4 protein-coding genes are annotated in these 15,176 nt (G+C 35.8%); all 4 read right to left on the reverse strand.

What is annotated here, in order from left to right; translation table 11 throughout:
- Window positions 1–27 precede the first annotated feature (27 nt).
- Window positions 28–1,488, reverse strand: coding sequence for an AAA family ATPase (locus tag NNL09_RS23515; RefSeq protein WP_196911945.1), 1,461 nt, complete (start codon window positions 1,486–1,488; stop codon window positions 28–30).
- A gap of 178 nt (window positions 1,489–1,666) precedes the next feature.
- Window positions 1,667–8,029 carry a T9SS type A sorting domain-containing protein gene (locus tag NNL09_RS23520; RefSeq protein WP_196911944.1) on the reverse strand — a complete coding sequence of 2,121 codons (6,363 nt, stop codon included), beginning with the start codon at window positions 8,027–8,029 and terminating at the stop codon, window positions 1,667–1,669.
- Between the two features lie 9 nt (window positions 8,030–8,038).
- A complete protein-coding gene (locus NNL09_RS23525) occupies window positions 8,039–10,147 on the reverse strand; it encodes a hypothetical protein (RefSeq protein WP_196911943.1) in 2,109 nt (702 codons plus the stop codon).
- Window positions 10,134–14,927: a hypothetical protein gene (locus tag NNL09_RS23530; RefSeq protein WP_196911942.1), complete on the reverse strand. Its 4,794-nt coding sequence runs from the start codon at window positions 14,925–14,927 to the stop codon at window positions 10,134–10,136. Before NNL09_RS23530 ends, NNL09_RS23525 begins: the two co-directional genes overlap by 14 nt.
- Window positions 14,928–15,176 lie beyond the last annotated feature (249 nt).

Raw genomic sequence — 15,176 nt, forward strand, 5'->3', positions numbered from 1 at the left:
ACTTTGAAAATAATAAGATGAGTACTTCTATTCTTCTTCAAAAAGAATAATTTCTTTTACCGTTTTTAATATTTCTGGGATATCTTCTTCGGTTAACATCATCAATATTTTTTCTGTAATTGGAGTTATCGAAACAATCCTATTAGCCTGGCGTTCTATAATTTTTTCAAACAGATTTCGTATTGTTCTTGCATTTCCAAAACCTCTATGCCTCTTTTCATATATTCTATCCAGAATTTCCATTAGTTTCTCTTCTGCATCTTCAGTAAGGATAAAATCAGCTTTTTTTGCAAAAAGTTTAAAAATGCTTAACAGTGCTTCTGCCGTAAAATGATCAAACTCAAAATATCGGTTAAATCGAGATTGAAGCCCTGGGTTGGCTTGTATAAATTCCTGCATTTCGTCTGGGTATCCTGCTACAACAATAACTAAATCATCCCGTTGATCTTCCATTCGTTTTAGTAGAACTTCTATTGCTTCGTTTCCAAAATCATTAAATCCTCCAGAAGTAAGTGAATATGCTTCATCAATAAACAAAACACCGCCAATAGCCGATTTTATAATCTCATCTGCTTTGATTGCTGTTTGCCCTACGTAGCCAGCCACCATACCTGCTCTATCTGTTTCTACCAAATGTCCTTTCTCCAGATAACCGAGATGTTTATATATTCTTCCTAGCATACGCGCAATTGTAGTCTTACCAGTACCAGGAGGCCCCATAAAAACTGCATGCAATGAATTAGAAGAAGTCTTCAACCCTTTTTCTTTTCTTATCTTTTGAACCTTTAGAAAATTAGTAAGATCATCAATATTCTTTTTGATATCATTAAGGCCTATAAGTTCATTGAGTTCCTGAAGTACAATCTCGAGGGTATCATTTTCTGGCACTTCATTATATCTGGCTTCTTTTACAACTATTTTGGGGTGATTTGCCTTATGTGATACTCGTTTTAAAAAATCTCGTTCTTTCTCTGTAATTATTCCATCTGCATTAACGACCAGTGAGGCTATTCGACTTAAAAATGAACCTATACCCATTGAATGGTTATTTTTGAATTTTGCCAAAATAACTGGTAAGGCAAATTCAGTTTTAACCTCATCAATAGATTCAAAAAAAGAGGTGTTTCTGATCGTAGCTACATTTTTACTAAACTGAGATGATAAAGGAAGTTCATTTAGCTTTTTTAGGTCATAAGTCTTACTTAAATCATTTCCTTGTAGTTTTTCATAAAAATACACCAGAATAAATTTCACTTTTGCTGGTACTTTAGCAGCATCAGCATGTATCTCTATAAAATCATCAACTACCCTAACAATATCATGCAAAAGTATATGTTCTGCTTTATAATCCACACTCTGAAAACTATCATCTACAATAGAGGTGATTGTATTTCTAAATTCATTATTTGTATTTAAATTTTGGCAAATTGCCAATGCTTTATTTCCTTCTTTTTTAAGGATGTCAAGATATGCTGAAGAAATTTCCAATACCCCTGGTTTTTTAAATAAATGTATACTATTGTTTTCAATCTTTTCACCAAAGATAATGAACTCATTTAATAACTAATGTGTAATATATACCCGGTAATTTATATCATAAAAAACAAAGCCGCTTATTTCGATGAAACAAACAGCTCTGTTCAAACCTAATTATGTTTTTTCTTTGTTATTCTATGACCAATTTTCTCACCTGGCTCGCAGATGAAGTTTCTAATAGAACAAAATATATTCCTGATGGTAATATCGACATATCATAGTCGAATGTATAAGTATCATTGCCTTCTCCCGATTTCGAATCGATAAGGGTATTATTAATCATATTAAAAATCTTAACGCTAATAGGTTGTGATTTTTGTAAATCTACTTCTACTTTAAACCTTCCGTCTGTAGTAGGGTTTGGATATACCAGATAGTCAATAAAACTCTGGATATCCGGATTTCCTTCTCCTTCACCTTCGTTTTCAATTTCTTTTTCTACAACAATAACTGTTTTTGTAGTCATAGCAGTACATAACCCACGATAAGTTTGTAGTGTAATCTCATATTCTCCTGGAGTCTCAAAAATCGCCTCTGCATAATTATCATCTTCATAAGTTACAACGGCTTCTTCTGGGAATATCCAATCTACATTATCTGGTATTGGATCACTGTTATCTACAATAACAAATTTCTCTCCTACAAATACCTGAGTAGAGGCAAAAAAGTTAGCTGTGATATCTTCTGTAGAACTATCTATAAAAATACTATCAGACCCAACACATCCTTTAGAATCGGTAACAACTACCTGGTAAATACCTGACTCACTTACTTCAATAACAGCATCTGTGCTGCTATATCCATTTTCTGAAGTCCATAGATACGCTGCATCGGGGTCTGTTATCGTTGCATCTAATACAATACTCTGGTCTTTACATAATGTAACATCTTCTCCTATATCAACTAGTAGCGGGGTCGGGTTATCCAGAACATATTCTCTTGTGATCTGACATCCTTTAGCATCTGTAATACTAACAGAATATGTACCAGCACAGATATTGGTTAGATTCTTTCCTGTCTGCCCATTACTCCACTGATAACTATATGGAGCGGTTCCTCCTATTGTTTCTAAAGTAATAGTACCATCACACCCTTCATAGCATGTAGGAATTGTTTGTGAAAGATTTACATCTAATACTTCTGGGGCAATCGTAATAACCTGGTTTGTAACATAACATCCTCGTTTATCTGTAACCTCGACGCTATATGTACCTCCTACAACATTTTCTATTCTATCGCTAGTATTTCCTGTATTCCATAAATAGGTATAAGGCCCTGTTCCTCCTTCTACCTGTGCTATAATTGTCCAATCTTCTCCATCTCCACAATTTTTAAAATCTACATCTAATTTTAATCCTAATTCTTTGGGTTCTGTTAGTGAAAAATCTGCACTAGTTACTCTGACTCCCATGGCATCGGCAACAATAACATTGTAGTTTCCTGATGTAATGCCTTCTAATAAAAAACTATCAGAACCAACAACGCTATTCTCATCGGTATCAAACCATTGATAGATATATTGTTTTGTTCCGCTAAATGGTGTACCTCCTTCTGCTCTGGCATTTAAACTACCTGTAGCATCTCCATTACATAAAATCACATTTACCTGTTTTATTTCTACTTTTAAGATCGGAGGATCATATACATCAACATCTGGGATATGCAAACTACATCCATTAGCATCGATAACCGTTAAAGAGTACTTTTCTGATCCAATGTTACTAAGCACATTTGTTGTAGAACTTTGCAATACATTACCAGAATCTCTCCATTCGTAACGATAAGAAGGGGTTCCTCCTGCTATATGTACTGTTATACTCCCATCTCGTGCTCCGCTTGATGAAGGATTCACTCTAATAATATCTCCATTAACAAATAATCCTGGGGGTTGATTAATCTCAATTGTTTTTGTTATCATACAGTTATTAGCATCGGTAACTGTTAGTACATAATTACCAGCCTGTAATGAAGATAAGTCTTCGCTATTCTCTCCTGTGCTCCATCTATATGAATATGGTTCTACCCCACCTTTAACCGTTATATCTATACTTCCATTAACATCTCCTCTACACAACAAATGAGTTACATTTTGATCTATCTCAAGAACTTCTGGCTCTCCTACAGTATAGGTATCATCATGCGTATTTCCATTGGCATCGGTTACAATAACTGTATAGATCCCGGCGCCAACGATTGTGGTTTGTGGTGTTGTAAAAAGAATATCTGTCGGATCTTTTTGCTCATACCATTGATATGTATAGTCCCCTATACCTCCCTGCGTAGTTGTAGATAAAGGTATTACTGTATCTTCTCCATAACATTGAACTCCTTCATCTTCTGATAATGGTACAATAGTAACTATTAATTGGTTAGGTTCTGTGATTTCCCTGGTTATTGATATACTACAGGCATTAGCATCGGTAACCACTAATTCGTATCTTCCAATCTGAAGCATATTAATATCCTGACTCGAAGCTGTGTATAAAGGGTCATCCAGGTTTTTCCATGCATAACTATACGGAGTTGTTCCTCCTTTTACCTCTAAGGATATGCTTCCATCTCCCGCTTTAAAACCTGTTAAATTAACGGCCACAACATCATAAATTTCTAATGCAGCATCGGGCTGTTCGATAGTAACAGCTTCACTAAGGGATGTTGTACATAGATTATCGTCTATAACCACTACTTCATAAGTACCTGCTGGCATGTTTTGCAAGTCTTCTGTAGTAGCTTCAAAATCCGGATCCTCAACTTTTGTCCATCTATAAGTATAAGGCAGGTAAGCTCCTGTTCCTGGATCTTTTGGACCTCCTTCTACTGTGATATCAATAGCTCCTGTTGTATCTCCATAACAAAGAATTTTTGTAGAAGCACTGCTAAGTTTAACGACAAGATCTTCTGGTTGAGTAAGATCGATAGTAGCCTCTGCAGTAGCTCCTTGAGAATCATTGGTTACTACTTTATATTTTCCTGCTTTTAACCTCTCTAACCGATCAAGCGTAAGATCTGTATTGATAGGAACATCTCCGCTACTTTCTATTTTATACCATCGATATTCAAAATCTGCAGGGGTTGATTCTATAGGATATCCTCCCTCTACGGTAGCTACAAGTTCTCCCAAAGCATCATCATGACATAGGATAGGGTTTTTAATCTCTATCTTTACAAACATAGGAAGAGGTTGTTTTACTTCAAAAGTTTTTTCGACCACACAACTATTTGTGTCTTGTACAGAAATTGTATATATACCATATGATAAATTATCTATATCTCTGGTTGTTTTGATAAAGCTTACGTCTCCTTGTTTACTCCAGCTATAGGTATATGTTCCTACTCCACCGATAACATCATCCAGAGTAATACTACCATTAGTACCGTTTACTGTCGTTGCATGTACAATTGATTTTGCCGTAACAATAATTTCATTAGGTGATGTTAATGTAACGGTTTGAGGAGTTGAAATTTCACAACCATTAGCATCTTTTAACCAAATAGTATATGATATTGCTTCTAATCCTTCTATGGTTAGATTGGTCAAATCATCCTCTGAGATATACGTCTTTTTATCATCTATAGAAAAATAATAAGGACGAGTACCTCCCTGAGGTTTAGTAAAGATTTTTCCATCCTTACCCGAAAAACATGAAACATTTTCTGTTTTATCTATTATCAAAACTAATTCTTCTGGTTCTCCAAATTCTTTAGAAGTATCTGTAGCGGTATACCCATCCTCTACATGAACATTATAATTGCCTGCTTTGATATCTGAAAGCGTATTAGACTCTTCTCCTGCTATTGGTCGACCATCCTTATACCATTGATAGGTATAACTTAAAGATCCTCCCTTAACATCCGCTGTCAATGTTCCTACTCCATCATAACATGGTATAGGAACTGTTTCTTCTATGGTAACAATAAGTTCTCCCGGTTCTTCAACTAGTATAGCTAATGATCTTACCTCACAACCATTATCATCTTTTGCAATAGCTATATAATCACCTGCTTTCAAACCTGAAATAGATGTGCCTGTATTAGAAACAGGAGTTCCGTCTTTCTCCCATGTTATAGTGTAATTTGGCTTCCCTCCTGTTACATTAATCTCTATTGCTCCCTTGTTATCATTAAAAACTTTATTATGAACCACTTTAACAGTCTCGATATCGATCTTAGCGGGCTCATCTATAAGCTGCCTACCAGATATATCTGAATCACAGCCAGTTTCATTTCGATCCCTTACTCTAAAACGATATCCTGATATTGTATTAGCTTCTAATGCAAATACATTACTGTCTTGCCATACTGAAGTTGTTGCTCCTGTCCATAACGCATATTGATAGGATCCAGAACCTCCACCCGCAGCTGTAATGGTTACTTTGGCTTTATCACCATTACATAATATGGGTTGAATATTGATATTGGTAATAGTAATTGGTAAAGGGACATTATCAAATTTAATTCCTGTTTGCTCTGCCCTACCAGATCGGTTATCGGTAATCACCACATCATAATTACCTTGATCTCCTTCAATAGAAGCACCTACTCCATAAGCATTACCATCTTTCTTCCATGAAATGGTATAAGGTGGATAGCCCCCTACCAAATCAATCACTTCTAGTATTCCGTCGATTGCTTCTGAACAACTCGGATCTTGTTTTTTTATTTTGAATTGTATCGGTAAGGGATCTTCTATTTTTGTAAACGTATATCGTTGTTCACAACCATTGGCGTCTTTATATTCGATCTCATGCGTCCCTTTTGGTAAACTCAGAATATCAAAACCATTGGCATCAGCTCTTTGTGTCTTTGTATTAGTAGATGACCCATTAATAAAAATGGTAGCATCATAATACGCACCACTACCATCTGTTTTGGGCGTACCTCCCCATACTTTTTTTACACGAATACTTGCATCTTCGGCTTCAGGTTTTCCAGGAGGCACAATGACACCTTCTTCATGCTGGATTTGTGTAGCCTCATTTATTGTAATATTAGGTTTAGAAACTACACAATTACCATTTTTACTTACCCACACCGTGTAAGTAGCAGGAGGTAAATCCTCAATAAGAACACCAGACCCCGTAAAATCAATCCAGTCTGTTCCATTTAAAGAATATTGATTAGCACTACCTGAAGTTACATTTATTTGTATTTTACCACCTTTATCACTATAACATCTTTTATGAGTTGGAGATGCTGTAAAATTAATTGCAGGAGGGGTTTTTAATTCAAAAGTCTTATCGGCTCCTGTATTGCAATTTTCAATTAATTCTCCATCAAGAGTCCCACCCGTAACGACCAGAGTATAATCACCTGCTTCCAAATCTGTCGGTGTCCAGGTATATTGTTTACCAGAAAAATCTTTACTCTCAATAGTTTTATTTTTATCGGGAATACCGTCTAATCGTAAAGCAAAATCCATCGTTTCATTCGCTTTCAATGCCCGATCAAAAGTAATCGTAAAACCACCATCTTTACTACCTGAGCACGAAGGGTGTTTTTCTTGTATTGAAACTACCTTTGGTAAATCTGGCAAATACACAATAGTAAGTTGATTAGAGGCACTTCCATTTCCACAATCTGGATTAATCCTTACCCTCATATTTTTTCTTACCACTTGATTACGATCTGCTGCATTGGGGTACAGATCACTTAGGGCTAAGGCAATATTAGGTTGCCCGATTTTACTAGTATTTCGTATAGGTCGCCATCCATAATCTACCTCTTCGGTTAACGGACCTGTAGCCATATAATTGTCTAAGTTTTGTTGAGCTTGATTTCTTCTTCTAAGTTGTGGTCTACACCATTTCACATTGCCTTCCGTAGCTATACAACGATTTAACTCTTGTTCCGCTTCTTCTAATTCCTCTTGTAGTTGAACAAGAGTACGATGAGGTACAGTCCTTTTACCTACAATATCAAAAAATTCCCACTTATAAATACTATTTCCTATACCAAAACCGGTAGTAGCCTGAATATCTACAGCACTACTCTTGCATATGTGATAGTTGGCTGTAACATCTTTACCATCTTTATACGACAAACTTATTTTGGGAGTTATTGATATAGTAACAAAACCAGGGAAATCTGGATGATAAATTTCATCTTTCTTTTCTCTCGGAATATTCTCGTATCGCTTTTTATTCGCACAATATTCTCGAATATTAATTACTCTTTCTTGTAATCTCCCAGTAATTTCACAACCGCTACCAAATGGTTTTTTATTTTTCTTGGTATCAAACTGTATTGCAACAATTTTATTACTTGCTGTAAACTCCTTTTTATGGTCATAATTTTTTCTAAAAAAATTGTTATAATCAAAAGGGATTATCTCTCGACTTCCATTAGCATATATTAAAGTTACCTTTTGTATCCCTGGAGAACCACAATCCTTTCCTGCCAAGCCAATATATCCATTAATATTCATCACAAAATCTTGTGCATGTATCATGGGTGCAGAAATCAAAAGTGCTAAAACTAGTACTATCCTTTTCATATCTTTTCTTTAATATTCTACTTCAATTTTTTTAATTGGGGATTTCGCCCTCGAATCAAATACTGCCTGTAATAAATAGGTGTATTTTGTATTTACGGTGAGTTGGTGATCTGTAAATTTGGTATCTGTATTCGAAAATATTTTATATCGTGTAGGTTGTTTTCCTTCTTCTGCTTTGTATAATAAAAACTCTTTAACTCCTTTTGCAGTATACCTCCAGTTTATCCCTATTTGTCTTTCTTCACGGTTTACAACTGCGACAAACTTATCTATTTCTGGTTTGGATTTATTATCCGGTAAGCTAATCGTTAAAGGAGTTACCGGTTCTGACTCTAATCCAGATTCATCCATGGTTACCAGGGTATATAGATAGGTTAACGCAGGTATTGCAGTGACATCTTTATACTGATTCTGGGGGATATCGGTTTCTGACACCAACTGCCAGGGGGATTCTTTTCCTTTTTCTTTACGATACACCAGGGTTTTTGAAGCATCAATACTACTACTGGTTATCCAATGTAATTCTATTACTCCTTTATCTGCACTAAATGATTTAAAAACTGGTTTTGTAGGTGGTATGATATCAGGTTTTTTAAGCGCCACTACTTCAGAAAACCCCGAAGGATTATATCGTTTATCAAAAGCCTGAACTTTATAATAGATTTTATTGTTCAGGGTTTTTATGTTTATCGTATCTACAATGTTATTTTGGGGTATCGTACGAAAAGTAATCTGTGTAAACTCTTCATTTTCGAGATTTGCTCTAAACACACGATATCCCAAAAAATCGGGTTCGGTATTAGCATTCCATTGTAATTGTACTATTCCTGTAGAGTCAATAACACCAGTAAGTCCAAAAGGATTAGCTGGCGGCGTATCATCGACAGGCTGTACCATCTTTGGAAACGATACTCGTTTTGTACCGTCTACTCCAACTGCAGTTATTGTAAAGTAATTAATTACACTTAAATTTTTGAACTCTAGACTTCTTGTGGTCTTAGCAATATCAGGAATCACTATCTGGTAGTTATCTTTGATAGCATCTGATCTGTTTAATTCGAAATGACTCAGGGATTCTAATCCTTCTTCGGGGAATTCCCAGGTGATTATTGCCGTGGTATTATCAGATTGTAACTTTGCCTCTTGTATTGCCGGATTATATTCTAAAGCTTTTTTACCAACTCCAGCAACGATCTTAGAAGGAGGGCTTATTTGCCCAAAGGGCGATATCCCTTTTATCCTATACCGATATTCCTTATCATTTTGTGGTAAACTATCAATATAAAACATACGATCTGTAGTCTTTTCCTCTTTTTCACCCATATTAATTATGGGTACATCACTTACAGGTATATACGTAGTACCATTATCTTCTGATCGTTCTATAATATAATTATTATAATAGTCTGCCAGTGATGTAGAATTCCAACTTAGTAGCACACTTTTATCCTTAAATATTCCAACAAGATCTATTGGTTGTGGTAATTCGATATAATCTGATAGTCCAAGGTATACTCCCCCATGTGCTACACTCATTTTTTCTTCGGGGATAGCTGTCTTAATATTGTAAAGATATCGCTCATCGGGTTTTACATCTGTATCTATATAGGCTAATCCAGAATACTTTGCTACTTCAAAGTCTTGATCTGCTGCATACAATGCAAAAGAGAAGCGTTGCTCCATAGCGTCAGACAGGTTCACAATACTCATCATATCATTACCTCCTTCTTCCAGTTCTGCATCAAAGTCATCTCCATAAATAGCTTGTGCTGTAATAGCTGCATAATCATTCTTACTGGCAAATTCTTCCCATGCTGCTAGTGGTTTAGGCAGTATTGGTCTTGTTGTGATTTTTTTTATTTCTGGTTCTCTAAGAATTTCTCCCGCTCTCACAATAGTTTTACGTTCTATTGTGAATCCGTATTTGTTAGCATATTTCCACGCTGTAGGGGTGGTAACTGCCCATCGCAACATAATGGCTTCTTTGGTCACCCTACTAATCACCTGTACCGATGGAGGTTCATCTCCAATAGGTTTTTGACACCATATCGGGAACGATAACAGCAATACTATCCCCAGGAATACCTTTTGCATCGTTTTGGTTTTACTTATCTCCATACTTGTATGATATTATATCACTACCTCTATGTATTTGCCCAGGTAATACATATTGCAATTTGGTTTTGTAAGTCTCTTTTTTCATTATCGGAAATGGCCCTACTACCAGATCTCTATATTGCTGCATAGTTTCCCAGGGAAGATTCGAATTTGTTAATTGATATCCTAAGTCAACATAGTCTCGATAGTAATATAGAGTTAAGTCATAACGATATGGATTATAGGTTCTAATTCTGTCATTAAGATCGTTCTCCAGGTATGTCAAATACCATGACTGTGGCTCCACACCTTCTATAGGAGGAACACCTACTTTGGTGACATCTCTTTTTACCGTAATGCTATTCCCTATCGGATAATTTTCATAAAGCAAAGGTCTAATCTCTTTTTTATAGTATGTATCATTATGAGTGGCTATTGCCTTAATTAAAGAAGTACCGCCCGAATACTGATTCCCAGCTAATTCTACCATATCAAAAGGCTCTATTGGATCTATTTGTGATACAAGAACCATCCCATAAGGTTTTGTAATAAGGTCATACAAGTCCTGATGTGTATTCATTGCTTTCATCTTTTTCTTAAAAGTGGTATACTCACTTGTTCCAAAATCATAGGTCAATAACTCTCGTTCCTCTCCCTGGGTAACCACTCCTTCAGCTTTTCGGGTTCTTATTTCAACATCATTTCCAGATTCCTCATCCCCTAATTCTGTTTTAGTATAGGATTCGGTTATATTACCCGAGTTATCCTCTTTAGGAGGAATCAATTTAATCTCCACATGATATGCTGTTTGAGTACTTATCGTTTCCGGAATAGCATAAGTAAGTTGTTTTTTGCCTGTATTATATGCGAAGTTTTCAACCAAATCTTCTCCAGAATCAGCACTCATTGTCATATTTTTATTCCAATTAGGTACAGGATCGAATAGATATGATTGTCCTCGTTTTAGGTTGATATATCCAATGTTGTATTCTTTGGCAAAGAAATTCTTTTGCCCAAGTACAGGATACATATATTCGATATTATGTAATGGAATTGTTTTTGGTGCTTCTCCTGTAGTGAAACTAACTTCTTTGGTTTCTGTAGAAACACTTCCATTTTCTTTGATGATCTGCCATTGCCCATTTTTATATTCTTCAAAATGTAACTGTACAAATGCTTTGAGTTGGGTATTTGGCGGTAATATTTCATGAGAATAGAATACGGCCATATCATTATTGTTACCCCATTTTATTTCTCCCTGAAGTAATTGCCCTTCTTTGCTTACTTCAAACTTATCCATAAGAATACGGTACTTTTGATCTCCAGAATCATCTGGGATTTCAAATACTTTGTTTATTGGCATATTAAATACGACTTGTGGTGCAGCAAAAACATCTACATCTACCGAACTCTCTTCTGGGGTCATATCCCCTATAACTACCATACCATCAAGTACACCTCCTTGTTCAATTTCACATTTATCTCCAAGTTCTATTTTAAATCTGAAACTTCCTTTAACTAGGCCTCCTAGAATACGATAACGACCTGCTAAATATCCTTTAAACCATGCCGGATTTGGGAATCGGGATTGCATTAGTATAGCTCCTCCTCCATTAAAAATGGATACTTTCTTTTTAAATCCAAATACTTTTATTTTCAATCCTACTTTTCCTTGCATATATGCATAGGATTGCCCATTAGCATACCAGCCATTCATTCCTATTTGTTCTGAAGAGCCTTTACAATGTGCTTCTCCATAGTCTTTAAGCATAAGATCAAATCCTATTCCCGCATCAAATCGTGCATAGAAAATCAAAAACCTAAGATCTCCTGTACTCACACTTACACTAGAGCCAAACGCTAGTCCTTTACCTGCCTTAAGGGAGTTAAGGTCACGTGTATAATCTAATTTTGACGCATCTACTCCTAAAAGGTTGGCTACAATATCAGGTGGTGGTGGGCTACCTGGGATATTATCTCCCGACATGAAGTAGCTTTTTGTTTTCATTTTAACAAACCCCAGATTTAGTGCTACTCCTATAGGGTCATTAGGAGTTCCTATCAAAATATGCCACTCGTTTGGATCTACATAAAAGTCCATCCACCCTGCTCGTCCATTGTCTCCAACACCTTCGAGGATTCCGAAAAGGTTCACATATACCTCTGACGTAGAATGAAAAACATCATTTACAAAATCATAACCGATAAATACATCCGCTGTAATTGCTCCGTCGGGAGTAAATGGTGGTTCTCCATCATATCCTACATTACTGGCAATATCACTTAACTGATCATTAATTGCATCATAAAAATCAGATGGTAACGAAGCAATAAGTCTACCATGACCTTTCATATATATTTCCTGTAATCCTCCTGATCGTAAAAATGCCATCCCGAACTCTACCGTTGCATTAAAAAGATCTGGTGATCCTGCTGTGATAATCCCTACCGAGGCTTTCATTCCAAAACCATTCTCATTATAGGGTTCATAAATTACTCCAGAGCTAGATGCTCCTATCTGAGTGTATTGTGCATCTTTCTGATTTGTAGTCCCGGCCATCTTCATACGGTTATAGAAACCTCCTCCAAACGCATTAATCTCAAACCCGGGAAAAATAGGAATCCCTTGCGGTAAAGTCACACTAGCATCTGCGTACCAATATCTAAAACTATCGGTCTTACCAAACAAAGCTTTGGCTTCTACCTCTAGTTTCATTCCTGTAGTAAACTTGGCTCCTACCGCCCCGGCAAAACCAGTACCATAAGTTGGGTCATCTTCAAAAATAAAAATGGCTCCTTTTAGCTCCATTCCTGCCACAGACATTTGCAAGAAAATTCGTTCGAGGTCTATGCCATCATATTTCCAGCGATCTCGTCCTTCACTTTGATCTAAGAGCGCATTAATTTTTAGTTTGGCTCCTCCACCATTAGCTCCGTCTCCTTCTGAGGTAAGATTGATATTAAAATCAAATACAAGTGCTGCTTTATTATCAGAAGGGGTTTCTAATCCTATTTCATTAACCGTTAAAGGGAAATTAGCAATTTTCATTTCTCCTTTATACCCAAAATAACCAACCGAAAATTTTGGAGATTCGGTTTGTATGACCATTTCTTCAAATACAATCCCTTTAAAATCGACAGTCTTATCTTTTTTAGTATCTGTTGATGTGCTTTCTTCTTTTTTTAACCCAGATGCAATATTTATAGATCCATTTAAGCTTGCTTTGGGTCTAAACTTGTCATCTTTAACTTTAAGTTCTATATAAGATTCAGGAGTTAAGGTTACTTCAGCATTCCATACATCAAAATTAATATCTTCGGTATTAGATACACTAAGAGTATATTCATCGGGTTGGATCATTGCAGTATAATTTACCTTATCGACTTCGGATACAGGTAATATGATCTGTCCCTCAAACTCTCCTCCTTTCAGCTTATTTACTTCAATATCCAGTAAAAAGTGATCTAATGAAAATGCCCATCCCGAAGCTGATCCTTCGTCTAGCGTGAGAATATTATCTCCTGTAAACTTGCCAGTTACTCCCTGACCATCAATAATCAGGTTATGCGCTCCAAAAGCAACTCTTTTATCATTATTTTGTTTCTCGAATGCTTTGGGTAAAACAACTTCTAAATCTTGTACATATACTCCTCTCCACAAATTGGGGTTCTCACCGTAATATGTATTTAGATATCCCGATGGCATCGACTCGTCATTACGTAGATCACTAAAATCCAGTACTGCATTTTTTAGTTTAAAGGTAGTACCCTTTGCTGCTCCTGTGATCCCAAACTCGGGTAATGAAATGTTGACTACCATATCATTCCAATCTTCTGCTACTATTTTAAAATCACTATCAACATAGCCCGTTTTCTTTTTACCGTTTTCATCTACAGGAAATAATAATCCATCGGTGAATTTGATATTGGCATCTATTCCAAATTCTTTAAAACCAAAACAGTCAATCAACGCATAAGTACCTGGTTCTTCAAAACTTCCTTTTAAAGTAAGTAGAATGGCACCACTATTAAGATTCATGGTATATTGCGAAATTAGATGTAATCTGGCATCGCCATCTATCCCACCATCATGAGATAGTTTGATATTAGATGCTCCTAAAATCAATACATCTTTTTTATTTTTTGTTGTGGTGGTTGCTCCTTCTGCTGTGGTCGTCGATGTAGTTGTTGTTTCTGGTAATTCTACCCTAAGAAAAACTGTAAGTTCTGTATGTGCTGGCTTAAAAACCGCTTTGGCGATCCCAACGGTATAGGTTACATTACTAATAGTTACCGGTTTTATCGCAACAGGTAGTTCTTTTAACTCATCATTAGTAAGTTCTTCAATATATTTCTTTGTATTATCTATGGTTTCAAACACACCATTGGCTATCTCAAGCCAATTCTTGTCCTGTTCGGCATTAGGTCCATTAAACTGAAAACCTTCTGTAACCTCAAAATCAGATATTTTTTCCTTTACTATAGGGGTATCAAATTTCTCGAGAGATTTAAATTCTCTAAAGGTTTTAACTGGTTGTGCTGGTGCTATTTTGGTATTGGTAACCGTGGCATTGTTATGCAAACTATCCTTAACCGGTTCTGCCTTTTCCTTTTTTGTATCTTCTGTTTTTTTCTCTGTAGCATATAACATGTCATTTGCCAACAAACTTGTTGTAGATAAACAAAGACATAATACTAATGCGAATCGTAGTACTTTATTCATAGGCTCTGGGGCAAAATTATCTTTTAAAAAATGTATGTTTACAGGTTTTTCTATTTCTAACCCATTGTTAAAAAACATAGTTATTTTATAAGTTGATTAACATTATGCAAGTTTATTAATAAGCCTCATAGAAAATATCACGGTTTTCAGGGGTTTTACGTTTTTGCCTTACTTTTTTTGCAAAAAAACACAGTTAAAACTCTAATTATCAACACAAAAAACATTTCGGCTTTAAAAAAATGGTAGAACTTAGGAATGGCATATTCCTATATTAAAGCAAAAAAGCTCTTATATAGAGCTTTTTGTTGAGGTGAAGTCATTATTTAT

Source organism: Aquimarina sp. EL_43 (genome assembly GCF_943422735.1).
Lineage (GTDB): Bacteria > Bacteroidota > Bacteroidia > Flavobacteriales > Flavobacteriaceae > Aquimarina > Aquimarina megaterium.